Raw genomic sequence first — 25,048 nt, forward strand, 5'->3', positions numbered from 1 at the left:
TCTGAAAAATGAGGGAATATTTTTTTAATTTATAGACTGAAATACATTTATTTACTTCGTAGAATAGTCCATTAAGCAGGTAACTTTTTGTGTATATTTACTACATATTAAAAACTTATAAAGTTTAAATCAGATACATTAAGCAGAACCAATGAAAAAGATCCTGATATTTTTAGCTATTGCTTTCTCTCTTATTATCAAATCTCAGCAAAAAAACGATTCCCTGAATATTGCGCTTCAGAATGTAACCAAGGATACCCAATTTGGTCTTGCTCTCAGTGGTGGCGGTGCAAAAGGGTTTGCCCATATCGGAATTCTGAAAATGATTGACTCATTGGGAATCAAAGTAGATTATATTACAGGAACCAGTATGGGAGGAATCCTGGGAGGTCTGTATGCAATGGGGTATAATGCTGACCAGCTGAAGAATACGATCTATAAAATGGACTGGAACAGGATTTTAAGCAATAAAATTCCTTATAATAAAGTCAATATCAGCGAGAAAGATGAATATGATAAGTATATTCTCGAATTTCCTGTTGTCAAAGGATTTCCTACTCTTCCGAGTTCTTATATTGAAGGACAGTACATGGGAGAAGTGCTTAATACGCTTACTTTCAATGCTAAACATATTAATGATTTCAGCAAACTGAGGATTCCCGTTCAGCTTACTTCTTCCGATATTGAAAACGGAGGTCTGGTGATGCAGAAAGAAGGATCATTACCGTTGGCAATTCGTTCCACACTGGCCATTCCTGCTGCTTTTGCTCCTGTCTATATTGATGGAAAACTTCTGGTAGATGGTGGTTTGGACCGTAATTACCCAGCTAATGAAGTTCGTGAGATGGGGGCAGATTTTGTGATTGGAGGCTATACCGGTTTCAGGCTTTTTACGAAAAAAGAGATTGAGAATCCGATGAAGATGATTTATCAGACTCATGCCATCCGTTCTGTGGAAGATTTTAAACATCAAAAAGAGCTCTCTAATATTCTCGTAGACTTTGTGGATCCATTGGGAGAAATTACCACAAAGGATTTTGCCAGATTCAGAAAGATTATCAAAATAGGAGAGACTGAAGCCAGAAAACACCTGCCTGAGTTTGTAGCTCTGGCAGAGGCGCAGCGAAAAGCCGGAATCCAATATGAGCATAGGATGATTGAAGAGGTGAAACTGCCTACAACAAAATTTACTTTTAACGAAGAAGACGGAACGCCTATTACTGATGCGGCTGAAATTGAAGTACTGAAAAAGCAGATGGGACTTACGGAAGGGAAGTATTACGATGCAAAAACGGTTAATGAAGCCATAGACCGTGTATTCGGAATGCGCCAGTACGTTAAAGTGTACTATACCTACACGAATGTAAATGATGGTCTTGTGATGAATGTATTTGTGAAAAGAGCAAAAAAAGGAGCTTTTAAACTGGCACTGCACTATGATACAGAACAGTCTGTAGGAATTATCATCAATTATACGTACAGGAATATCCTGCTGAACAGATCAAGGTTTCTCGCAACAGTAGATGTTTCCGAACGTTTTAAAGCTAAACTTGCTTATCAGCAGTTTCTGGATAGCGGAGAGCGTCTATGGCTGGATCTGGAAGCCAAGATGGTTCACCTGAAAAGTAATGACCTGAACTTCAGGCTGTATGATATAAGTGAAGATGGTAGTGACCGTTTTCCTAACCATATGTATCGTAATATAACCGGAAAAATTGCTCTGAATTATAATATAACCCCCAATTCTTATCTGTCTCTGGGAACGGAATTCAGTACAGAAAGAATGTACAGCTTACTGGATAAAGTAGACCAGTCGAAAGTGGACAATTACAGTAAAAAGCTATATAACCACAGTAATTTCAATACTTTCCTGAAATTTGAACAGAACAATCTCAATAAAAGATATTTTACTACAAAAGGAAATCATCTTCAGCTGAGTACAAGATTTTATTACGGAGATCAGTATGAGCTTTATGACCTGAACACGGTTCAGCCTCTTCTGTATCTGATCCTTAACCCGAAAGAATCTTACTATTCCGAGCCTAAAAACCTTGTTTCATTCACATTAAATGAAAATTTTTTCTATCCGATCACAAGAAGGCTGACGGTAAAGGCTAACGTATTTTTGGGGACAAGTTTTGGATCAAAGAAAGAAGATCAGGTTCCCTATCTGTTTTTGAATCAAAAGTATAATCTGGGAGGCAGCGAATACAATTACGATCTGTTAAGCCCTGAATTTAATGGTCTTCGTCAGAAAGAGCTTCCGATGACTTCGGTGGCGAAGGCAGCCATTTCATTTCAGTACAGAATTATGAAAAAACTTTATATCACCCCTTCGTTCAGCTATGGAAAGGTAAGTGAAGAGTTTTCGCCTTTTAATGACAGTTTTGATATGTTTGGCTACGGATTGAATCTTGGTTACGAATCTCTTATCGGTCCTATTGGTTTAAATATTTCCCGAAACAGCCAGCTTGATTTCTCAAGAATCTATTTTAGTGTCGGATTTAAGTTTTAAGGGAATGTACCATCTATAATTAAATTACTGAAGCAAAAAGCACTTCATTGCTGAAGTGCCAAAAATTAACTTGAAATGAGATATGAAGAGTGATTGATTTTACAGTTTTATCTTTTTGCTGATAGTTTTTCCATTAGAAAGTGTGACTTGCACAAGATATACTCCTGATTCCAGGTTTCCGGATTCAAATACTGTTTTGTTAATTTCCTGCTGAACAATCAGAGCACCAGAAATACTGTAAATGCTAATGTTTTTAATACCATTCCCGGATTTAGCTATAATTTGTTGTCTGAGAGTATAAATATCAGTACTGTTTTCTGATGATACAGTTCCTCCAGCAACCTTGCTGAACTGAAGATTGTAATAAGGAGTAACAACTTCAAACGTATAGTTTTTGTTTTCCATATCCTGAATGTTGATTCCTCCGGTTTCACGATATTGTTTTTGCGAAATACTTTTGATCAGCGTTTTATTTTCATCAAAAATATGTACAACAGTAAGTTCTTCCTGATCTACTTTTAATTGTAAAACCGATTCATTCACAGATTGTACAATTTCGTTTTCGGCAACTTGCTGAGGCGTGTTTTTGATGTATGGAATTATTTTATTTTCATTGTTTTCTGATACTTTCAATAAATAGACTCCATCTTTTAGAGTGGATAAATTTTGATTGCTGGCCGTTCTGCTCTGAGCTTTTTCTTTATTGAAATCTGTAATTTCAACCAGCTGCATATTGCCCAGATCCGGTTTTATCTGTGAAGATAAAAGGGTAGATCTGTCAGAAGTTTTCTCTGCTGACTGTTTACCGAAAACTGATCCTGCAATCGCCCATTCATTAAAAAGTCCGCCACTTCTCAGCATATTGAATTTAGCATTGGAAGCTAAAGTGAATGGCAGAATTCCTCCTACATGCCCTAATGGTCCCCAGTAAAAAGAATCCAGTTTATATTTATTCAGATCCCACCATGGATAATAGCCGCGCTGAACATCAATAGTTTTGGAGGTGTTTTCTGGTGGAATAGCTAAATCTATGGTAGAATGTCCCAGTGTCATAGGTGTTTTATTATACCAGTCGTAGACATCCTTAGGCTTCATACATAGTCTTAGTTTGTTATTAGGATTATTAGTAACATCATTAACAAAGCTGTTTGTAAAAAGCTTTCTCCATATAACAGGACCCCATAGAAGTCCGCCATTATCCTGAACCACATGATAATTGTATTTGTCAAGATATTCAGCAGATATAACTTCTGAAATATCATTATTATACGTTTTATATCCTGTATTGTTGCAGGTATGAAGAACATTTGCCAGAAATGAAGTGAACGGATAAATATCTTTTTCCAGGACTCCTTTATTTAACGTTACTCCGGAAAAATCATAAGGTCCGTCTCCCATGTAAGCATATTTGAATTTTATTTGAGTGGGATTTGAAATGCTTAATCTTTTTAGGGTAGACATAGCAGCGTGAGCACCTTGCGAATATCCGGCCAGGAAATACTCATCATAGCGTTTAATGTTCAGTTGGGCCAATACTTTATTCGCGGCCGTTATAAAATCTATGGTAGCTCCGGCTTCGGTGGCATAATCTACATAAGGGTGAGTTCCGTCTCCGGTTCCCATTCCTACGTAGTCGGGTGCCATCAAAATATAACCGTTGAGTACATAGGATAGCTCAACAACAAATCCAGCGGTTAATACTCCTTTCAAATTAGACGGGACATTATGCCTGCTGTCTGTAGTTCCGTGATCCGACACTACTGTTGAGAGTTTAAAGAGTACATTAGGATACATCAGCAATCCTGTTGCTTTTACAAGAACATTGTTTTCATTTTTGGTGTAATAAGTGATTTTGTATCCTTTCAGCCCAAGATTGAAGCTGTTCAGGTAGTTTGCAAATTCCGGAGTATTCTGATCACCAAGATTGTTGGCGATAAAATTGATGACTCCCTGAGGCGTTAAATCCAGTTTCTGTTCGGCACTTACAATATCACCAGCCTGCTGTGCAAAATAGAATGAAGCTGTAAGACTTAGTAAAAAAGTTGTGATTTTTTTCATATTGTTTGTTTTTGCGTGGTATTAAAGTAATAATTTTAATAAAACAACAAAAACTTTATAATATCAATAATTATTCACTGAATATCAATTCTCTAAAAAGTGAGTAAAATAAAAGAGTCTGACCATTGGCCAGACTCTCTATTTATATTTTTATCTTTTTAGAAAGCGTTGATTCCTGTAATATCCAATCCGGTGATTAGCAAGTGAACATCATGTGTTCCTTCATAAGTAATTACAGATTCCAGGTTTGCAGCATGTCTCATCATTGGGAATTCCCCCATGATTCCCATACCTCCAAGAATTTGTCTGGATTCTCTGGCTATTTCAATTGCCATATGTACGTTGTTACGTTTAGCCATAGAGATCTGAGCAGGAGTTGCTTTGTGGGCATTTTTAAGATTTCCCAGCTGAAGACATAATAACTGAGCTTTTGTAATCTCTGTCAGGAATTCGGCTAATTTTTTCTGCTGAAGCTGATAAGAACCGATTGGCTTTCCAAACTGTTTTCTTTCTTTAGAGTATTGAACAGCAGTACAGTAGCAGTCTATAGCAGCACCGATTACTCCCCATGAAATTCCGTATCTTGCAGAATTCAGACAAGATAAAGGTCCTTTCAGGCCTGTTACTCCCGGAAGCAGGTTTTCTTTCGGAACTTTTACGTTGTTAAATACCAGTTCTCCTGTTTTAGAAGCTCTCAGGCTCCATTTATTGTGGGTTTCAGGAGTGGTAAAACCTTCCATTCCTCTTTCAACGATTAATCCCTGTACTTTTCCTTCTTCATTTTTTGCCCATACTACTGCGATGTCGCATAAAGGAGAGTTGGTGATCCACATTTTAGCCCCGTTCAAAAGATAATGATCTCCCATATCTTTAAAATAAGTCTCCATTGAACCCGGATCAGAACCGTGGTTAGGCTCAGTCAATCCAAAAGATCCGATCATTTCTCCGGCAGCAAGCTTAGGAAGATATTTCTTTTTCTGTTCCTCAGAACCGAATTCGTTGATAGGAAACATCACCAATGAACTTTGTACCGAAGCAGCAGAACGTACTGCAGAATCTCCTCTTTCCAACTCCTGCATAATCAAACCATAAGAAATCTGGTCTAAACCTGAACCGCCATATTCAACCGGGATATAAGGTCCCAGCGCTCCGATTTTCCCCAATTCTCTCATAAGATTAGGAATATCTGTATGATTTTGAGCGGCCTGATCTATCTGTGGCATTACAAAACTTTCAACCCAGTCTCTTACAGATTGGCGGATTAGTTTATGTTCTTCAGTAAGCAAAGCATCAATTCCATAATAGTCAGGGATGCTTGTAAGAGGATAATATGACATGATTTTTTGATTTGGTTAAAAGTAACATTTTTCGTGGTGTCCTGAAAATTTTTTTAAAAACTTATCTTGGTATTGGTTTTCAGACAGATAATGGTTTTTTACTTTATTTATTAAGATAAATTTGGCCTTTTATGACTCCTCATCATTAGAGATGGGGTACTGATTGGTAGAATTATGAACTTCAGTTTTAAATTTATACAGATAAGGTGCTTTATTGGCAGAACCATCATAGAGTTTTTCCATTCTGTCCAGAATATTTAAACTTAAAATTTTTCGCTGAAAATTATTTCTTCTGAATTTCTGGCCTAAGATAGTTTCATAAAGAGCCTGAAGGTCCTTCATGGTAAACTTTTCCGGAAGCAGATTGCTGGCCGCTACTTCTGTATTGATATTCATTCTCAGATATTCAAGACCTGTCTCTATAATTCTGTCGTGGTCGAATGCCATTTTGGGCAGTTTGCTGACCTCAAACCATTCACAGCTTTCATTAAATGCGTCAGGAAAAGTGTCAGCCAGCGAAAAATCAATTAGGCTGCAGTATCCTACTGTGACGAACCGCTGGAAAATCCAGTGATCTTCAGGAACGGTTATTCCTTTATTTTTAAGGAGAATCTGATGTACATTATTCTCTGTACGGTCTATTCTTCCAAAGGTGTGAAACTGTTTCAAAAATAATCCTTTAAGATGGGTTCTTTCAAATAAAACTCTTTCAGCTGCTTCTCTAAGGTCTTCGTCATTGAAAACAAAACCACCCGGAAGTGACCATAGATCCAGATCATGATATTTTAAAAGCAGAACTTTCAGAATATTATTATGAAAGCCGAATATAGTGCAGTCAACAGAAATATGCGCTACGAAATCTTTAGTGTCAATAAGCTCCTGTAGCGTTTCTTTACTTTTTGTGTCTTTGATTTTCATGGCAGTAAAAATAAAACTATTTTCTATTTGTGACAGTAAAATATATAAAACTAATCACAAAAAGCAGAATTACGGAAGATAAGATGTATAAAGGATAGTAGTTTAATAATTGTTTTTCAAATAAAATTGCCATAATAATAGAACTGACGGAGCTGCCCAGAGAAGAAAAAATGACAATAAGCGAAGTGAAAAGATTAATTTTATCTTTATCCACCTGCGCAATCATTCTTGAATTGATTACAGGATAGAGGGGGGAAAGAAACAATCCGATAACCGGAAATAAAAAAAGTAAGAATCTCGAGTCTTCGGAATCAAAATACTGTATCCCCAGTATAATAATCAGTAAGGCGATAATAAGAGCCATACAAGTAATATAATACCTGGGTAATGAAAACTTTTTAATTATACTCGCCGTAGCTGTTCGCCCGGCATAAGAAAAAATAGATAGAAAAGAAGTCGCCTGAAGTGCAAAAAAAGAATTGACCTTCAGGTGGTTTCTATAAAAAGAGGGAAGCCATGAATTGAATCCCTGTTCTACAAACACGATAAAAAAGACCACTGCTAAAAATAAAGCTACCACAGGTGTGATAAACCCTGACAGTTCTGAGAAAATACTCTTGCTTTCCATAGACCTGGACTCTACTATTTCTATCTTTGAAAGCAAAAAAATAGTCAATACAGATAATAAAGCAATCAGCAGGAAACCAAACTTCCAGAATTCCGAGTACTGGCTGGAAATTAACCATCCAAAACCCGTATTCACTAGGAAAATCCCGATCATAAAAGAAGCTTCTACATTATTCATGGTCTTTGCCAGTGATTTTTCATCCGAAATATTATTCCTTATAATTCCAAAAACACAGATTTTTCCAATGGCAAAACACGCTCCTATAATCGCAAACCACAGTTTATAAAACCAGAAAACTTTTACAAAAGGAAGGAGGCAGCAACAGAATCCAACAATAGCCAGGGCCAGAATCAATGCTTTTTTAGGTCCGGTTTTATTGATAAAGCTAACCGCAAAAAGCGAAATAAAAGCAATGGGTAAGTCTTTGAAAGATTCTAAAAGTCCCAGTTCTCCATAGGTGATTTTTTCTTCTGACAACTGTAGAATCACAAGTCCCATACAGTTTAGAACCATTGAAAAAATGAGAAAGGTAAGTTTTAATGGAAGAGAAATTTTTGAAGGCTTGACGATCATTTTGGGAGATAACTTTATTAATTTTTTATGATATTTTATGAAATATTGATGCGAAGATAGGGCTTCTAACCCTGAAAAATAAAAGAAAAATTAAAATAGTTGTGAATAGAATGTTAATTAATTAAAAAAAAATATATTTTTATTGTCTCAATTTGAGAATTAAACAATAGCTGTATATGAATGTAAGAATATCAAGAAGTGTAGGAGTGGTTGCCGTCCTCTATTTTACGGCCAACTTCAGTGCCCAGACCACCAAGGCGAAGGACACACTTGCTAAAGAAAACAAAATAGACGAAGTGGTAGTTATCGGTTACGGTACTCAGAAAAAGAGTAATGTGACAGGAGCTATAGCAAGCATTAAAGCCAGCGACATAGAAAATATTCCTTCTGGTAAGCCGGAACAGGTTTTACAAGGAAGGGCTGCCGGGGTTTCTGTAGTGACTAATTCCGGGCAGCCGGGAGCTGCAGCAACTGTACGGGTAAGAGGGATTACCAGTTTTGGGGCGGGAAGTAACAGTCCTTTGTGGGTAGTAGACGGTATCGTTGTTGATAATATCGGATGGCTTAACCAGTCTGACATAGAAAGTATCGAAGTCTTAAAAGACGGTGCTTCATCTGCCATCTATGGAGTTTCTGCTGCGAAGGGAGTAATTCTGGTTACCACCAAAAAAGGGAAAAGAGGAAAGCTAAGCCTTTCTTATAATGGGTTTTATGGCTTTTCCAACGCTTCTAAAAAACTGGATCTCTTAGATGCTACACAATATGCTAAAATCATTAATGAAGGTTTCGTTAATGATGGACAAGTACCCAGGTTTACAAATCCTGAATCGTTTGGAAAAGGAAGCAACTGGCAGGATGCCATTTTTGGAACAGGTGAAAAATCTTCTCATGAAGTAAGCATTACAGGAGGAAACGAAAAGTCTACCTATTATACATCCTTCGGATATTTTGATCAGTCAGGGATTGTACTGAGTGATATTTCTTATTACAAAAGAATCAATGCCAGATTTAATTCAACACATAAAGTTACAGACTATCTGACAATAGGGCAAACCTTTGCCTATACCCATGTGAAATCTCAGGGAGTAAGTGCAAACGAAGAATTTGGAGGACCGTTGGCTTCAGCAGTAAACCTGGATCCTACCACGCCGGTTGTTGTAACAGATTGGTCTATGGTAGATCCTAGTGGTTATACCAATCCCTACATTATTAGGGACTCCAATGGCAATCCTTATGGAATTTCAAGATATGTAAATCAGGAAATGACTAACCCACAGGCTTTCCGTCACATACAACAGGGAAATTATAACTGGTCAGATGATTTTGTAGGAAATGTTTTTGCAGAGCTTAAGTTTCTTGATCATTTTACATTTAAAACCAGCCTGAATGGTAAGAAATCTTATTGGGGAAGCCGTTCTTTTACTCCGAAATATTATTTAAGTCCAAACTATAACAATACCAGCTTCAACAGTCTGAATAAGGTAGACGAAAATAAATTCGAATGGAGCATGGAAAATACGTTGACCTATCAGAATAAGTTTGGAAATCATAATATCAACATTATGATTGGGCAGGGAGTTTACCGATACAATATTGCTGGAGGGGCGAGTCTAACCTATAGTAATCTTCCTATTGATAATTGGCAGGATGCTTCTTTCAATTTTAATATTCCACAGGATAATATTACCGCAACAGGATGGGATGGTATTGAAACACGTAAAGCGTCTTATTTTGGTAGAATTATTTATGATTATGCCGATAAATATTTATTTACAGGAACGATCCGTAGAGATGGGTCTTCAAAATTTGCGACCAACCAGCATTGGGGAACTTTCCCGTCGATGTCCCTTGGATGGAATGTTCATAAAGAGAACTTCTGGCCGGAGAACAGAGTAATTAATAACTTAAAAATAAGAGGAGGTTATGGTGTTTTAGGAAATGATGAGATGGATAATTTCAGGTTTGCAAGTTTCATGGTTTCAGGAAGTAATTATACCAATTCTGGAAATAATATCATCATTGGATATGCACCAAGTACACTGGAAAATCCAAATCTGAAATGGGAGCAGACCAGCCAGCTGAATATTGCGGCTGATTTGAAACTATTTAACAATTTTACCCTTACAGCAGATTGGTACAAAAAGAAAACAACCGATATTCTTAGACAAATCAATATCCCTGGTTACGTAGGAGTTCCGAATTTACCTTGGTCAAACGTAGGAGATATGCAGAATACAGGTCTGGAGCTTGAATTGGGATATAAAAAGAACTGGGAAGATTTCGGAATTTCAGTTAATGGTAACTTCGCTACCATTAAGAATGAAGTTCTTAGGCTGGAAGATGATATTAAATACTTCAACCTGGCTTCTTTCCAAACCATGGGAGCTGTATCAAGAGTAGCGGTAGGACAGCCTTACGGATCATTCTACGGACAAACTTATAGTGGTGTTTTTCAAAATCAGTCACAAATTGATAATTATGTAAATGCGAACGGAGTAAAATTATTACCTGATGCCAGGCCGGGAGACTTTATCTGGCAGGACAACAACGGAGACGGAAAAATTGATGACAATGATAAAGTAAACCTGGGAAGCTCTATCCCGAAATATACTTTCGGACTTACTGTGAATCTTAATTATAAAAATTTTGATTTAATGATGTTCGCGCAAGGGCAGGCTGGTAACAAAATTTTCCAGGGTTTAAGAAGATTGGATATGCTTGATGCCAATTACCAGACCAGAATCTTAGACAGATGGACAGGTGAAGGATCTACCAATGATAATCCAAGAGTTACCCGTAATGATCCTAACCATAACTATTCATGGATGTCCAGTTATTACCTTCAGAAAGGAGATTATGTACGCTTGAAAATTGTTCAGTTAGGCTATACCATTCCTAAAGATGTTACCCAACGTTTCGGAATGAGTAAAGTAAGATTGTATATCACGGGAGAGAACCTTATTACATTTACGAAATATACAGGATATGATCCGGAAATTGCAGGAAGAAATAATTCCGAACAGGATATTATTGGTGTAGACAGAGCTTACTATCCGCAGGCGAGAACATTCCTGATAGGTGCTAATATTCAATTTTAATGATAAACAAAATGAAAAATAAGAATTTTATATATAAAGGACTTGCTGTAGCTTTTCTGACAGGTCTGAGTTTTACCAATATGGGATGTAGTGATTCCTATCTGGATGATGTACAGAATTCAGGATCTTTTAATACTGATTTATATTTTCAGAACGAACAGCAATCTTTTAGTGCATTGGTTTCTGTATATGATCTTTTAAGAAAATATTCAGGTGGGTTCGAGAATAGCGTTACTTTCTTTAATGCAGGATCTGATGATTTTTATTCAGGAGGAGGAAACTCAAATGACGGAGCAGGTATCCAAGGGCTGAATAATTATATGATTAACCCCAATACAATGCCGGCAAGCTACTGGAGAGACTATTATCAGGGGATTGCACGGGCTAACTTATTAATAGAAAGAGTTCCCGGAGCTAATATGAGTGATGATCTTAAGAAAAGATATATCGCAGAAGCAAAGGTTCTTCGTTCCTTGTATTATTTTGAGCTGTTAAGAATGTTTAGAAATATTCCTTTAATTCTTAAGTCTGTAAAATTTGATGATGATTATTGGAATATTCCGCAGGCTAATCCTAGTGATGTTTATACTCAGATAGAAAGTGATATCAATGCTGCCATTCCGGATCTGATGATGGTGTCAAGCGGGAATGATAAAGGAAGAATTACACAGGGAACTGCAAGAGCCATTTTAGGTAAAATTTATCTTTATGATAAAAAAATGCCCCAAGCAGCAGCTCAGTTTGCTGAGGTGAACGGTACTCCCGGAGGAACCAGCCAATATGGATATAAACTGGTAGCCAATTATGCAGACTTATTTAAAGTAGGACCTGAATTATCAGATCCTTACAAGTTCTCAACAGAATCTATTCTGGAAGTAATGCATACCAATAAAGGAAATTCCGATTGGGGATTCTGGGGACAGGGCAAAGATGAAGGAAACTCTATCAACGTAATGGTAGGACCTCGTTCCTATTCACTAAAAGACATCCCGAATAATGATGCTCCGGATATCTATTCAGGCTGGGCATTTAATACTGTAACAGAGAATTTTGTTACTTTCATGCAGGGAGATCCAAGGCTGGATGTTACTGTTTTCAATGCAAAAAAACTGGTAACAGATGGTAAAATCTCTTACAGTCCTGCTTTTGCGGATACAGGGTATTTCTTAAATAAATACTTACCTACAAATGCTTTAAAAAGTTCACTTCCAGGTCCGGCAGAGCTTAATTTCCGGCAGAATTATATTGCAATAAGATTAGCAGATACTTATCTGATGGAAGCTGAAGCCTTAGGAGGAGCAGGAGCAAGAGCCCAGGCTTTATTAGATGCAGTAAGAGCGAGAGTAGGCTTAGCATCAGTTCCTGTTTCTTTACAAGCCATAAAAGATGAGAGAAGAAGAGAACTTGCAGGAGAAGGGCATAGATGGTTTGACCTGGTAAGATGGGGAGACGCTCCTTCTAAGCTGGCCTTTAAAGGATTTAAAGCCAATAAAAATGAAATTCTTCCAATTCCGTTCAATGAATTGCCGAATACAGTTTTAAAACAAAATCCTGGTTACTAAAATATGAAGTTTCACAACTTATATAGTTTCTTTAGAGGTGCCGCACTGCTTAGTGGTGTGGCACTTTTTCCTTTATCATGTACATCATTGACATCACATAAAGGAAATGAAGTGCAGTACTGGCTTACAAAAGGAAATGAAAGTGTAAAATTGCAGCAGCAGCCCTCTGTTAAATTTGTAAATAACACCAACAGCTTTCAGAATATTGAAATTGATGACACTCAAAAGTTTCAATATATTGATGGTTTTGGATATACATTAACAGGAGGAAGTGTTGAGGTCATCAACCGGTTGTCGCCTTCCAAAAGAAAAGCACTGCTTAACGAACTTTTTGGAAATGATAAAAATTCAATCTCCATCAGCTATTTAAGACTAAGTATTGGGGCTTCTGATCTTGATGGAGAAGTGTTTTCTTATGATGATCTTCCTGAAGGACAGACCGATGCTTCTCTTTCAAAATTCAGTCTGGCAAAAGATAAAGCTTTGATTGCTATGTTGAAAGAAATTTTAGGAATCAATCCGAAAATTAAAATCATTGCAGCACCGTGGTCTGCTCCGGTTTGGATGAAAGGCAATGGAAAGTCAAAAGGAGGAAGTTTAAAACCCGAATTCTATGGTACATATGCTCAATATTTTGTAAAATACATCCAGGGAATGAAGAAAGAAGGGATCACCATTGATGCTGTAACTCCGCAGAATGAACCTTTACATCCGGGAAATAATCCTAGTTTATATATGCCTTCTGAGCAACAGGGAGATTTTATCAAAAATCATTTGGGTCCGGTTTTTAAAGCCAACGGAATTACCACCAAAATTGTTGTCTATGATCACAATTGCAATAAACCTGAGTATGCAATTGATATTTTAAAAGATTCTGAAGCCCACCAATATATAGACGGATCTGCTTTTCATTTGTATGAAGGAGATATTTCCGCTTTAAGTACAGTACATGATGCTTTCCCGGACAAGAATTTATACTTTACTGAACAATGGACAGGTTCAAAAGGAACTTTTACTGAAGACCTCAACTGGCATACGAAGAATGTAATTATTGGCTCTATGAGAAACTGGAGCAAGATAGCTTTAGAATGGAATCTTGCCAACGATCCGGAATTTGCCCCGCATACAGAGGGCGGATGTACGGAATGTAAAGGTGCTATCACAGTTTATGATCGTGAAAACTTCACCAGAAATGTTTCCTATTATATTATTGCCCATGCTTCAAAATTTATTCCGGCAGGATCTCAGCGTATTGCTTCCTCACAAACCGATAACCTTTCCACGGCGGCTTTTAAGACTCAATTTGGGAAAATAGTATTAATTGTTCAGAACGATAATAAAGAAGATGAAAATTTTAATATTAAATTTGCCGGGAAAACCGCTGCTGTAACAATTTCAGGGCGTTCTACCGCAACCTACATTTTTTAATTTGATACCATGAAAAGAGTATATTTCTTACTGGCATTTTCCGTATTGGGACTGAATGCTTACGGACAAAAAACAATCGATCAGAAAGTAGCAGAGCTCCTGTCTAAAATGACCATGGAAGAAAAGGTAGGACAGATGGTACAATATAGTGGGTTTGAATATGCCACAGGACCTCAGCATTCTAATTCCGCTGCGGTGCTGGACGAAATTAAAAAAGGAAAGGTAGGCTCAATGCTGAATGTTGCGGGATCAGAAGAAACCAGAGCATTTCAGAAGCTGGCCATGCAGTCAAGACTGAAAATTCCTTTATTGTTCGCGCAGGATGTTATCCATGGATACCGCACCACATTTCCTGTAAATTTGGGGCAGGCAGCGATCTGGGATCTTGGAATGATTGAGAAATCAGAAAGAATCGCTGCAACGGAAGCTGCTGCGTATGGCATTCACTGGACGTTTGCTCCCATGGTGGATATTGCCAGAGATCCGAGATGGGGAAGAGTGATGGAAGGTTCAGGCGAGGATACTTACCTTGGGACAAAAATAGGTTTAGCCAGAATCAAAGGATTTCAGGGCAGAGGTTTGGGAAGTCTGGATTCAGTGATGGCCTGTGCGAAACATTTCGCAGCCTACGGAGCGGCCGTAGGCGGAAGAGATTACAATTCTGTAGATATGAGTCTCAGACAATTGAATGAAACGTATCTTCCGCCATTCAAAGCGGCAGCAGAAGCAGGAGTGGCCACTTTCATGAACTCTTTCAATGATATCAACGGAATTCCTGCAACAGCCAACCAATATATCCAGAGAAATCTTTTAAAAGGAAAATGGAATTATAAAGGCTTTGTGGTTTCAGACTGGGGAAGCATCGGGGAAATGGTTCCTCACGGTTATGCTAAAGATGCTAATGAAGCCGCAGAAAGAGCTATAAAAGGGGGAAGTGATATGGATATGGAAAGCCGTGTCTATATGGCAGAACTTCCAAAACTGGTTAAAGAAGGAAAAGTAAATCCTAAACTGTTAGATGATGCAGCGAGTAGGATTTTGACCAAGAAATTTGAAATGGGGCTTTTCGATGATCCTTACAGGTTCAGTAATGAGAAAAGACAAAAAGAACAGACTGATAATCAGGAAAACAGAAAATTCGGAAGAGAATTCGGTTCCAAAAGTATTGTTCTTCTTAAAAACCAGGGAAATATTCTTCCGCTTTCAAAAACTACAAAAACCGTTGCGCTGATTGGCCCTTTCGGGAAAGAAACGGTAGCGAACCACGGATTTTGGTCTGTTGCTTTCAAAGATGACAACCAAAGAATTGTTTCACAATTTGACGGAATTAAAAAACAGCTGGATAAAAACTCCACTTTATTATATGCAAAAGGCTGCAATGTGGACGATCAGGATAAAAGCCAGTTTGCAGAAGCGATAGAAACGGCGAAAAAAGCAGATGTTGTCATCATGACGCTGGGTGAAGGTCATGCAATGAGCGGGGAAGCAAAAAGCAGAAGTAGCATTGGCTTTACAGGTGTTCAGGAAGATTTATTGAAAGAAATTGCCAAAACAGGTAAACCTGTCATTCTGATGATCAATGCCGGAAGACCTCTGATTTTCAACTGGGCATCCGACAATATTCCTGCCATTATGTACACATGGTGGCTGGGAACAGAAGCAGGAAACTCTATTGCAGATGTTGTATTTGGTTCTGTGAATCCCGGAGGTAAGCTTCCAATGAGCTTTCCGAGAACAGAAGGTCAGATTCCTGTATACTACAATCATTATAACACCGGAAGACCGGCAAAAAATAATACAGACAGAAACTATGTTTCAGCCTATATAGATCTGGATAATGACCCGAAATATCCGTTTGGATATGGTTTAAGCTATACAGATTTTAAATATGCTGATATGGCTTTAAGTTCCACAACTCTTACAGGAAATCAAACATTGAACATCAGCGTTAATGTTTCCAATACAGGAAAATATGACGGGGAAGAAGTGGTACAGCTTTATATCAGGGATCTTTTCGGAAAAGTAGTAAGACCTGTAAAAGAACTGAAAGGATTTCAGAAAGTATTCATCAAAAAAGGAGAAAGCAAAAAAGTAGATTTTAAATTGACACCGGAAGATCTGAAATTCTTTGATGATGATCTGAATTTTGATTGGGAAGGTGGAGAATTCGATATTATGATCGGAACCAATTCTCAAAATGTTCAGACCAAAAGAATTAACTGGACAAAATAAATTGATTGGAATTGAATTCAATAGGAGCGGACTTTAGTCCGCTTAATAAAGAAGTCAGAAAAACTGGCTTTAGCCAAAACTTAATATACATGAAAATCAAATTCAGAAATATAATAAGTATCTGTGCAAGAGGAATATTCTTTCTTTCGGCTCTCAATTGTGCATCACATAAGCCGGATACTGGCAGAACCCTGATCTGGAATGATGAATTTAATGGCAAAGGACTTCCGGATTCTTTAAAATGGAATTATGATACCGGAGGAAACGGTTTTGGGAATGAAGAAGCTCAGTTTTATACCAGAAACAGGCTTGAAAATGCCAGAATGGAAAGGGGAAATCTGATCATTGAAGCCAGAAAAGAAAATTGGGAAAACAGTAAGTATACTTCTGCAAGACTTTTAACCAAGGGAAAATTTGCCTTTCAATATGGGACAGTAGAAGTCAGAGCAAAACTTCCCAAAGGCCGTGGAACATGGCCTGCCATCTGGATGATGAGCGAAAATATGAAGAAATGGCCGGATGACGGTGAACTGGATATCATGGAACATGTGGGCTATAACCAAGGGTATATCCATGCTTCCGTTCATACCAAAAAGTACAACCATATCCAGGGAACGCAGAAAACAGATACTTTGTTTGTAAAAGATGCCAGTGAAAAGTTCCATGTCTATAAAGCAGACTGGACTCCCGAAAAGATTGATGTTTACATCGATGATAAGAAATTTTTCACCTATGAAAATAAAGAGAAAAGTAATGAAGCATGGCCTTTTGACAGACCTTACTATATCATTTTAAATCTCGCTGTAGGTGGAATGTGGGGAGGACAAAAAGGAATCGATGATTCTATTTTTCCACAGAAGTATTATATAGACTATGTAAGAGTCTACCAGAATAAATAATGAAAATGAGGACCAGACGGGTCAGGAAACAGAAAAAATCATGAGAAAACTAATTGTAAGTTGTTTTGTAATAGGTGTTGTCATCAATGTCAATGCTCAGCATTACTGGAAGAAGAATGCAGGAAAAACAGCTAAAGTAATCCTTACCAACTCAAAAGCAAATGAGAAGATGGTGGATAAAGGAGCTGTTACATTTGAAAAATTCGGGCAGCCTAAAGAAACTGAAGCCTGTATTTTTGTGGCTCCTAATTTTAAATATCAGAAACTGATAGGAATTGGTGGTGCTATTACAGATGCTTCAGCAGAGACTTTCTATAAGATGCCAAAGAATAAGCAAAAGGAAATTCTGGATGCCTATTTTGGGAAAAACGGATTGGGATATACCGTAGTTCGTACCAATATGAACTCCTGTGATTTTTCCAGCGATTCTTATACGTATGTACAGGATAATGATACGTCTTTAAAGACCTTCAATATTGCTCATGATGAGAAATATAAAATTCCTATGATTAAAGAAGCTCAGAAAGCGATAGGAAATGATTTTACCTTTTATTTCTCTCCATGGAGCCCACCGGCATGGATGAAATCTAACAAAAGTTTATACAAGGGTGGAAGATTGGAAAATCAGTACTATCAGACGTGGGCAGACTATTATATCAAATTCATTAAAGAATACGAAAAAAGAGGAATCAATATCTGGGGATTAACCGTTCAGAATGAGCCGATGGCTACCCAAAGCTGGGAATCATGCATCTATACTGCTGAAGAAGAAGGAGAATTCCTGAAAAAGAATCTTGGCCCAACCCTTTGGAAAAACGGATATAAAGATAAAAAAGTAATGATCTGGGATCATAACAGGGACCTTATTTATCAAAGAGCAACCACCACATTGAGTGATCCTGAAACAGCAAAATATGCCAGCGGTATCGGCTATCACTGGTATGAAACATGGAATAACAAAACTCAGCTTTTTGATAATTTAGCAGAAACACACAGAGCTTTTCCAGATAAATTCCTGGCTTTTACTGAAGGATGTAAAGAACAATTCAGTATGGATAAAATCTATGATGTAAGCCTGGGAGAGCTTTACAGCAAAAATATGCTGAATGATTTCAACAAAGGAAATGCACTATGGACAGACTGGAACATTCTTCTGGATGAAACCGGAGGACCTAATCATAAAGGAAATTTCTGCTTTGCCCCAATTATTGCAGATACCAAAACTGGAGAAGTGTTCTACACGTATGAATACTATTATATAGGCCACGTTTCAAAATATATCAAGCCAAATGCGCAGAGGATCGGAAGTTCTTCCAACAGAGCAGCTCTTACGTCTTCTGCATTTATGAATGAAAATGGACAGCTGGTAACGGTTATCATGAACGATTCAGATAATGATATCGAAACCAATCTATGGATTGAAGGAATGGCTGCCAAACTGAATGCCCCCGCACACTCTATACAGACCGTAATTTTATAATTTCATATTAACATTATTTTTGACAGAATCGGCGGCCTCGAAGAGGCCGCCGATTCGCATTATTCGCATTTAAAATATCTTTAGAAACAGGTAAAAGTTATTGTACCGAAAATTTTCCGGAAATAGTTCCGTTACTGTTTTGAGCATTATAGAAATAAATTCCGGTTCTCATTCCTGAAGTTGAGATGATTGTTGTACCTGCTTTCGCCTGTTGGGATTTTATCATTAATCCTTCCGCGTTAATGATTGTCAATTCATAGTTATTTCCATTTTCTGGAAGACTGATCGTAATATTTTCACCTTGTTTTACAGGATTGGGATAAGCGGTAGAAGTCATTTCCGGTTTCGCTGACATCTTGGATGCTGTTACCTGTTCAAGCACCCACTGATGATTTACTCCAGCGGTACCGTTTATATCCTGATCCCAGATGTTGATATTAGTACCCGAATTTTGTGAATTGCCGGGATTATCCATGGCTTTCATATTGGATAATGCGGTTCCTATGACAAGCGTATTTGAGGTATAAGGTCTTAATACCCATTGTTGATTGTTGCCGCCGTGTTTAGGATATTGTACCAGCGTAGTGCCGTTAGTTATATTGGATCCCGGAACATTAATAGCTAACCCGGAAGCACGATTGATAATAATATAATTATTTTCGGTTTTTTGAAGTTTCCATTGTTGAGCCATATTGCTGTTAAAAGGGTATTGAACCATTTTAGTATTGGATGCAGTGCTGTAATTGGCAGGACTGATGTATTGGCCGCTTCCCACACATTTTATTCGGTAATAAGCATTTGGATCAATAGTTGGTGCAGTTACAATACTGCTGATCGTTAAATTATTATACCCGAAATTCGAAGTTTGTTTAAAAATATCTTCCAAAACAACACTCACATAGTATTTTCCCGGTTGTGAATTTGCAGGAAGTGGTACCTGAGCACTTCTCTGATCAGGACGAATACCTGTCACCACTGCAACGGGAGTGTAAGAATTTGCCCAGCTTGCTTCAGTATATAATGAAACTTTATAAGTAAGCTGCGGACTTGTAGTTTCTGAGTTAGTCCAATTGACATTCACCGAATTGTTAGAGGTATTGTAAGATGGAGTGACGGTTGTTACAGTCACAGGAGTCGTTGTTGAAGGTTTAGTACCATTCTGAGTAATTCCGTTAAATGTTACCGAACTACCAGCAGGTGCAGGAGCAGTTCCACATGAAGTTACTTTAATTGCTGTGTTGTTGAATGCTGTTACTGCTCCCCAGGAACCGGTTCCGGCAGAAGCGGTATATCTTGAAGGTTTAGACCAGTTTCCCTGTGCATTCATGCTCCAAAAATTTCTGAAATACCCGCAGCGGGTTGCCTTGCTTGCTGCTGTATTCCAGTTTTCGACAAAACCTCCCAGTTTGGTTCCTGTGAATTTTGCATCGTTTTCAGGAGTGATAATCGTAACATAATGTTTCCATTTTCCGGTGCCGTAATCAAACATAAAGAACCCGATTCTGGTTTTTCCATCACCGGTAGACCATCTTCTGACAACTGTAGCGTACCATATTCCTGGCGTCCATGGCATAGGATTATCCGTATGAAGACCTGTTCCTTCTCCTCCGAAACCATCTACAAAAGTATTCGGAGCAGTATATTCTGTAGTACACTGAGGAACGTTGGCATCCTGCAGATCCCACATAGAAAAAATGTTATTGTAGATTTCGTTTTGTTTGTACTGAATTCCAGCATATCCGCCCCGCGGACCCAAAGAAAAATTCAGCGTAGAGTAGTAGGTATTAACCTTTTTACAACTGTTGTCTGCCATCACTTCAGAATACCAGAGTTCTCCGGAGTTCGTCATATCAAATCCTTCAAGGTAAGGGCCCCAGCTTGGGCAGGTCTGAGCTTGGGAAACATTGAAGAGTGAAGATGCAGCAATAAGTACTATTGCAGTGCAAGCTTTAAATTTTTTTTCCATAAAATAGGTTGTTTTGGTAATACTAATTTATGGATATTTTGAAGTATTTGTAAATAATTTATATTAATCTTATAAAATATTAATATAAATATTTTTATTTGCCTGTATTATTAATATGTATTTGTTTATGGTTGTGAAAAATCAATGCATTTACAATGCATTGATTATATTGAATAGGATTATTCCTTTATTGTATTGAAAAAAACTGCTAATTATTCAGCATCATATTTGTTTACTGTCGTAAAAAAAGCAATGCATCATAAATGCATTGCTTGTATTGAATAGGATTACTCCTTTATTATATTGAAAAAAAAATCTGCTAATTATTCAGCATCATATTTACTGATTACTCTCTGAGTAACTCCTGAACTGCTGAAACCTCCATCATGGAAAAGGTTCTGCATGGTCACTTTTTTAGTAAGATCAGAGAATAAAGTTACACAGTAGTCTGCACATTCAAGAGCGGTAGCATTTCCTAGCGGAGACATATCTTCTGCATATCCAAGGAATCCTCCGAAACCTTTCACACCACTACCAGCAGTAGTCATTGTTGGAGACTGAGAAACGGTATTTACACGTACTTTTCTTTCTCCCCAATAGTTTCCGAAAGTTCTTGCGATGCTTTCAAGATACGCTTTATTATCAGACATATCATTGTAATCCGGGAATGTTCTCTGAGCTGCAATATAAGTAAGTGCCAAAATGCTTCCCCATTCGTTCATACAGTCTTTCTCCCAGGCTACACGCATTACTTTATGGAAAGAAACAGCGGATATATCCCAGCCTTTTTCCAACCAGTCGTAATTCATTTCTGTATAGTGTTTTCCTTTTCTTACGTTGATAGACATACCGATAGAGTGAAGGATAAAGTCGATTTTTCCAAATTTTGCAACAGCGGCATCAAAAAGTTTTTCAAGATCTTCTATAGAAGTAGCATCAGCACCTATTACTTCAGAACCTGTTTTTTCTGCTAAACCATTAAGTTCTCCCATTCTCAAAGCAATAGGAGCGTTAGATAAAATAAATTCAGCACCTTCCTCATGGCATCTTTCAGCAACTTTCCATGCGATAGATTGTTCATTAAGGGCTCCAAAAATAATTCCCTTCTTGCCTTTAAGTAAACCGTATGACATAATTTTTTAATGTTTATTATACTACAAATGTAACAATAATTGTGCTTATGGCATAATAAAAAATGGAGCCTTATCAATTTAAGACTCCATTTTATTGAAAATATTTATATGACTGAAATACTAATTGGTTTTCTTATTCCATTCTGCCTTTACATCTTCTGCCGCATCTTTGGTTTTTTCCCATGCTTCATCTGCTTTATCTTTGATATCCTCCCAGGCATCGGATACATTAGCTTTTACCCTGTCTAGCCAGTCTTCCTGGCTGGCTTCCTGATCATTGTTCCTCTTCTCATTGATATAATCTTTAGCCTTGTCTGCCAATTCATTGATTTTCCATTGGGCTTTGTCCGTTGCATTCTGTAAAGAATTTTCTACATTGTTTACTGCATTTTCCGCTTTGTTGTATTCTGAATTGTTCATAATAGTATAAATTTTAGTTTGGTATCAATAAATAAACAATAACCATTCCTAAAACTAAACACCTGTGTTAAACTTTTCATAATGTTTTGTTATATTCTTTCAAAATCGGTAGTAACTTTAACCTGTAAAATATGATAATTATGGAAAAAATCCGTTGTGCTTGGTGTGAAAAAGATGACCTCTACCGGAAGTATCATGATGAAGAATGGGGAAAACCAGTTCATGATGATGAAACAATATTTGAATTTCTGATTCTGGAGAGTTTTCAGGCTGGCCTGAGCTGGTATACTATTTTGTCTAAAAGGGAAAATTTCAGAAAAGCTTTTGATCATTTTGATTATAAAAAGGTAGCTGTCTATTCGGATAAAAAGATTGAGGAATTAATGAATGATCCCGGAATTATCAGAAACAGACTTAAAATTCTGTCAGCAGTTACCAATGCTCAAAAATTTATTGAAGTTCAGAAGGAGTTTGGAAGCTTTTCCAATTATATCTGGAATTTTATTGGTGGGAAACCAATTGATAATCACCCTGAAAAGCTGTCCGATATTCCTGCCACAACAGAGATCTCTGATCTTATTTCCGGTGAGCTTAAAAAAAGAGGATTCAAATTCGTCGGATCTACAGTGATTTATGCCCATATGCAGGCTACCGGAATGGTTAATGATCACATAAAAGAATGTTTTACCCGGGGAAAATAGTTGCTTTTTATTCAGGATTTAGTGAAGTTTATTGTTAATTATATAATTTTAATAATTAAGCGTATTTAAATACCTCGTGGGCTTGCCCCGGGGATTACTTATCTGAATTTTTTTTGAATAAGATATTGTACACGGGTAAATAGACTATTTTTGTGTTATTAAAAAATGAAAAATCTTCTCTGAAATATGAAGAAAATAGGAATTATAGGGTATGGATGGCTGGGAGAGAGAATAGCATCCTCCTTATCCGGAAAATACGTTTTATCAGCAACAACCACAACAGAAAACAAATCAGATCAGCTGAATAATAAAGGAATCCATACGGTAATAGCTTCTTTCCCGGATTATCAGCTCACAGAGCCTTATTCTCAATGGTCAGATATTGAAAATATTGATGTTTTGATTATTACAGTCCATATTTCTGAAAAAAGATGCTGTGTAAGCTCTTTGTACAACCGGATTCAGAATTTGTCATCATTTATCGGAGATTTTAAAGGACAGATGTTCCTCATGAGTTCTACGGGTGTTTATCCAGATTTTCCCAAAGAATTTACAGAAGAAGATATTCCTTGGGAGAATGTACCGGGTGAAAGAATGCTGAGAAATAAATATCCGCAGCTTAATATTTTAAGGCTTGGTGGTGTGATGGGAGATAACAGACTTTTGAAAAACTATAATATTAGTAATCTGGATCATGCGGTAAATCATATTCATTATGCAGATATCAGCGGGATTATTTCTGAAATGATTGAAAAGAAAACTCAATCAAAACTATATAATGTTACAGCTCCCATTCATCCGGCAAAAAGTCAGGTGATTAATGCTCAGAAAAATATAACGGAAGATGAAGAGCTTGAGGTGAAAGGGAAGAAGGTTCTGTCTTCAAAGTTGGTTTCAGAGCTGAACTATGTATTTCAGTATCCGGATCCGAGAACGTTTCATTTGTAATACCTGATTTATTTTGCCTCCAGAATTTCTTTAAACCCCTTTGTCACTCTGCAGGAATCTCTATGTTATTTTTAAAAACCGGTATTTGGAAATCGGAATGGAAAGCTGGATGGATAAGAAACAAAAAACTCCGGAAACAGTTTCCGGAGTTTTTATCTATATAAATAAAATAATTACTTAATAATTTTTTCCAATACCCATTCAATAAGGTTTTTCTCAGAAGCATGGTGGTCTGCGGAGAATTCTCCACGTCTTCTGTTGGCAATAACGTTGTTTACGGTAATGGCTTTGTGTCCTAATAATTTTGAAAGAGCATAGATCGCAGAGGTTTCCATTTCGAAATTGGTAATTCCCAGGTCATTTAATGTTTCCAGGAATTGATCATCTACTGCCTTTAAACGAAGCTGTCTTCCTTGTGGAGCATAGAATCCCGGGAATGTTGCCGTATTTCCGTGGTATTTGGCATCTTTGTAATATTCTCCCATTTCTTCTGCCCAGTCTGAGAAATAAAGCATTGGCTTGATTCTTTCGTAAGGGAATTTTTCCATAAAGCTTTTAGAAAACTCATTTTCGAAGTTGTAATCCTGATAGAAGTGCATCAGTCCGTCCAAACCTACAACATTCTGAGTAACCAGCATATTGTCTACCTGTACATCCGGGTTTACGCTTCCACAAGTTCCCATACGGAAAAGTTCCAGAGCTTTGTGTTCAGTCTTGAATTCTTTGTTTTGAAGGTCAATGTTCACCAAAGCATCCAGTTCATTCATTACGATATCGATGTTTTCAGTTCCGATACCGGTAGACATTACGGTAATTCTTTCTCCACGAAGCGTTCCTGTATGCGTATAAAATTCTCTTTTATTTTTTTTGATTTCTACGGTATCAAAGTATTTTGAAACTTTTGCCACTCTGTCAGGATCACCTACAAGGATGATTTTGTCAGCAATATCTTCAGGTAAAAGATTCAGATGGTATACACTTCCGTCTTCATTCAGAACAAGTTCTGAGGCAGCAAGTTTGTTTAGCATAATATGTATATTTTTTTGTTTTTGATGTGTTGAATTTAAATTAAAAATATCCTCTCCCAATAATCTCCCGCCATTATTTTTTTCGGTATTTCGAAGAACCGTTTCTTTAGAATAATGAATTTGA

Annotated in this window: 17 protein-coding genes; 9 read left to right on the forward strand and 8 right to left on the reverse strand. The window is 37.3% G+C overall.

What is annotated here, in order from left to right:
* The first annotated feature begins 151 nt into the window (after positions 1-151).
* Positions 152-2,515, forward strand: a complete 2,364-nt coding sequence (locus BW946_RS01560; protein WP_076594484.1) for a patatin-like phospholipase family protein — start codon at positions 152-154, stop codon at positions 2,513-2,515.
* Positions 2,516-2,614: 99 nt separating this feature from the next.
* Here BW946_RS01560 and BW946_RS01565 read toward each other — a convergent pair whose 3' ends face one another.
* From BW946_RS01565 to BW946_RS01580, 4 genes are all read right to left on the reverse strand, one after another.
* The gene (locus BW946_RS01565; RefSeq protein ID WP_076594485.1) at positions 2,615-4,573 is read right to left on the reverse strand and encodes a T9SS type A sorting domain-containing protein; all 1,959 of its coding nucleotides are present in this window, start codon (positions 4,571-4,573) and stop codon (positions 2,615-2,617) included.
* A gap of 158 nt (positions 4,574-4,731) precedes the next feature.
* Positions 4,732-5,910, reverse strand: a complete 1,179-nt coding sequence (locus BW946_RS01570) for an acyl-CoA dehydrogenase family protein (RefSeq protein ID WP_076594486.1) — start codon at positions 5,908-5,910, stop codon at positions 4,732-4,734.
* Positions 5,911-6,039: 129 nt separating this feature from the next.
* Positions 6,040-6,828: an NUDIX hydrolase gene (locus BW946_RS01575; protein ID WP_076594487.1), complete on the reverse strand. Its 789-nt coding sequence runs from the start codon at positions 6,826-6,828 to the stop codon at positions 6,040-6,042.
* 16 nt (positions 6,829-6,844) lie between these two features.
* On the reverse strand, positions 6,845-8,029 hold the full coding sequence (locus BW946_RS01580; RefSeq protein ID WP_076594488.1) for an MFS transporter: 1,185 nt from the start codon (positions 8,027-8,029) through the stop codon (positions 6,845-6,847).
* Positions 8,030-8,205: 176 nt separating this feature from the next.
* Here BW946_RS01580 and BW946_RS01585 point away from each other — a divergent pair, with 176 nt between their 5' ends.
* The 6 genes from BW946_RS01585 (at position 8,206) to BW946_RS01610 (ending at position 18,728) form a co-directional block, all read left to right on the forward strand.
* Positions 8,206-11,127: a SusC/RagA family TonB-linked outer membrane protein gene (locus BW946_RS01585; RefSeq protein WP_076594489.1), complete on the forward strand. Its 2,922-nt coding sequence runs from the start codon at positions 8,206-8,208 to the stop codon at positions 11,125-11,127.
* 11 nt (positions 11,128-11,138) lie between these two features.
* Entirely contained in the window at positions 11,139-12,689 is a 1,551-nt protein-coding gene (locus BW946_RS01590) for a RagB/SusD family nutrient uptake outer membrane protein (RefSeq protein WP_076594542.1), read from the forward strand.
* Positions 12,690-12,692: 3 nt separating this feature from the next.
* On the forward strand, positions 12,693-14,117 hold the full coding sequence (locus tag BW946_RS01595) for a glycoside hydrolase family 30 protein (protein ID WP_076594490.1): 1,425 nt from the start codon (positions 12,693-12,695) through the stop codon (positions 14,115-14,117).
* A gap of 9 nt (positions 14,118-14,126) precedes the next feature.
* On the forward strand, positions 14,127-16,349 hold the full coding sequence (bglX, locus tag BW946_RS01600; RefSeq protein ID WP_076594491.1) for a beta-glucosidase BglX: 2,223 nt from the start codon (positions 14,127-14,129) through the stop codon (positions 16,347-16,349).
* An 89-nt stretch (positions 16,350-16,438) separates the two neighbouring features.
* Complete coding sequence (locus BW946_RS01605) at positions 16,439-17,248, forward strand: glycoside hydrolase family 16 protein (RefSeq protein ID WP_076594492.1); 810 nt, start codon at positions 16,439-16,441, stop codon at positions 17,246-17,248.
* Positions 17,249-17,288: 40 nt separating this feature from the next.
* Positions 17,289-18,728, forward strand: coding sequence for a glycoside hydrolase family 30 protein (locus BW946_RS01610; RefSeq protein WP_076594493.1), 1,440 nt, complete (start codon positions 17,289-17,291; stop codon positions 18,726-18,728).
* A 97-nt stretch (positions 18,729-18,825) separates the two neighbouring features.
* Here BW946_RS01610 and BW946_RS01615 read toward each other — a convergent pair whose 3' ends face one another.
* The 3 genes from BW946_RS01615 to BW946_RS01625 all read right to left on the reverse strand — a co-directional run bounded on the left by BW946_RS01615 (position 18,826) and on the right by BW946_RS01625 (position 22,247).
* Positions 18,826-20,694: a DUF3472 domain-containing protein gene (locus tag BW946_RS01615; RefSeq protein ID WP_076594494.1), complete on the reverse strand. Its 1,869-nt coding sequence runs from the start codon at positions 20,692-20,694 to the stop codon at positions 18,826-18,828.
* A 323-nt stretch (positions 20,695-21,017) separates the two neighbouring features.
* Positions 21,018-21,827: an enoyl-ACP reductase FabI gene (locus BW946_RS01620; protein WP_062670284.1), complete on the reverse strand. Its 810-nt coding sequence runs from the start codon at positions 21,825-21,827 to the stop codon at positions 21,018-21,020.
* Between the two features lie 120 nt (positions 21,828-21,947).
* Entirely contained in the window at positions 21,948-22,247 is a 300-nt protein-coding gene (locus BW946_RS01625; RefSeq protein ID WP_076594495.1) for a DUF883 domain-containing protein, read from the reverse strand.
* 140 nt (positions 22,248-22,387) lie between these two features.
* Here BW946_RS01625 and BW946_RS01630 point away from each other — a divergent pair, with 140 nt between their 5' ends.
* Both BW946_RS01630 and BW946_RS01635 read left to right on the forward strand, forming a co-directional pair.
* The gene (locus BW946_RS01630) at positions 22,388-22,948 is read left to right on the forward strand and encodes a DNA-3-methyladenine glycosylase I (protein ID WP_076594496.1); all 561 of its coding nucleotides are present in this window, start codon (positions 22,388-22,390) and stop codon (positions 22,946-22,948) included.
* 186 nt (positions 22,949-23,134) lie between these two features.
* The gene (locus BW946_RS01635) at positions 23,135-23,896 is read left to right on the forward strand and encodes a Rossmann-fold NAD(P)-binding domain-containing protein (RefSeq protein WP_076594497.1); all 762 of its coding nucleotides are present in this window, start codon (positions 23,135-23,137) and stop codon (positions 23,894-23,896) included.
* Positions 23,897-24,069: 173 nt separating this feature from the next.
* Here BW946_RS01635 and BW946_RS01640 read toward each other — a convergent pair whose 3' ends face one another.
* Complete coding sequence (locus BW946_RS01640; protein ID WP_076594498.1) at positions 24,070-24,924, reverse strand: nucleoside phosphorylase; 855 nt, start codon at positions 24,922-24,924, stop codon at positions 24,070-24,072.
* Positions 24,925-25,048: the final 124 nt, after the last annotated feature.

The sequence above is a fragment of the Chryseobacterium sp. RU33C genome (genome assembly GCF_900156015.1).
In the GTDB taxonomy this organism is placed as follows: domain Bacteria; phylum Bacteroidota; class Bacteroidia; order Flavobacteriales; family Weeksellaceae; genus Chryseobacterium; species Chryseobacterium candidae.

Coding starts and splice junctions, on each gene's coding strand:
- BW946_RS01575 (WP_076594487.1), bottom strand. CDS start 6,828: ATGAAAATCAAAGACACAAAAAGTAAAGAAACGCTACAGGAGCTTATT.
- BW946_RS01610 (WP_076594493.1), top strand. CDS start 17,289: ATGAGAAAACTAATTGTAAGTTGTTTTGTAATAGGTGTTGTCATCAAT.
- BW946_RS01635 (WP_076594497.1), top strand. CDS start 23,135: ATGAAGAAAATAGGAATTATAGGGTATGGATGGCTGGGAGAGAGAATA.
- BW946_RS01565 (WP_076594485.1), bottom strand. CDS start 4,573: ATGAAAAAAATCACAACTTTTTTACTAAGTCTTACAGCTTCATTCTAT.
- BW946_RS01630 (WP_076594496.1), top strand. CDS start 22,388: ATGGAAAAAATCCGTTGTGCTTGGTGTGAAAAAGATGACCTCTACCGG.
- BW946_RS01625 (WP_076594495.1), bottom strand. CDS start 22,247: ATGAACAATTCAGAATACAACAAAGCGGAAAATGCAGTAAACAATGTA.
- BW946_RS01595 (WP_076594490.1), top strand. CDS start 12,693: ATGAAGTTTCACAACTTATATAGTTTCTTTAGAGGTGCCGCACTGCTT.
- bglX (WP_076594491.1), top strand. CDS start 14,127: ATGAAAAGAGTATATTTCTTACTGGCATTTTCCGTATTGGGACTGAAT.
- BW946_RS01585 (WP_076594489.1), top strand. CDS start 8,206: ATGAATGTAAGAATATCAAGAAGTGTAGGAGTGGTTGCCGTCCTCTAT.
- BW946_RS01605 (WP_076594492.1), top strand. CDS start 16,439: ATGAAAATCAAATTCAGAAATATAATAAGTATCTGTGCAAGAGGAATA.
- BW946_RS01590 (WP_076594542.1), top strand. CDS start 11,139: ATGAAAAATAAGAATTTTATATATAAAGGACTTGCTGTAGCTTTTCTG.
- BW946_RS01580 (WP_076594488.1), bottom strand. CDS start 8,029: ATGATCGTCAAGCCTTCAAAAATTTCTCTTCCATTAAAACTTACCTTT.
- BW946_RS01560 (WP_076594484.1), top strand. CDS start 152: ATGAAAAAGATCCTGATATTTTTAGCTATTGCTTTCTCTCTTATTATC.
- BW946_RS01570 (WP_076594486.1), bottom strand. CDS start 5,910: ATGTCATATTATCCTCTTACAAGCATCCCTGACTATTATGGAATTGAT.
- BW946_RS01620 (WP_062670284.1), bottom strand. CDS start 21,827: ATGTCATACGGTTTACTTAAAGGCAAGAAGGGAATTATTTTTGGAGCC.
- BW946_RS01640 (WP_076594498.1), bottom strand. CDS start 24,924: ATGCTAAACAAACTTGCTGCCTCAGAACTTGTTCTGAATGAAGACGGA.
- BW946_RS01615 (WP_076594494.1), bottom strand. CDS start 20,694: ATGGAAAAAAAATTTAAAGCTTGCACTGCAATAGTACTTATTGCTGCA.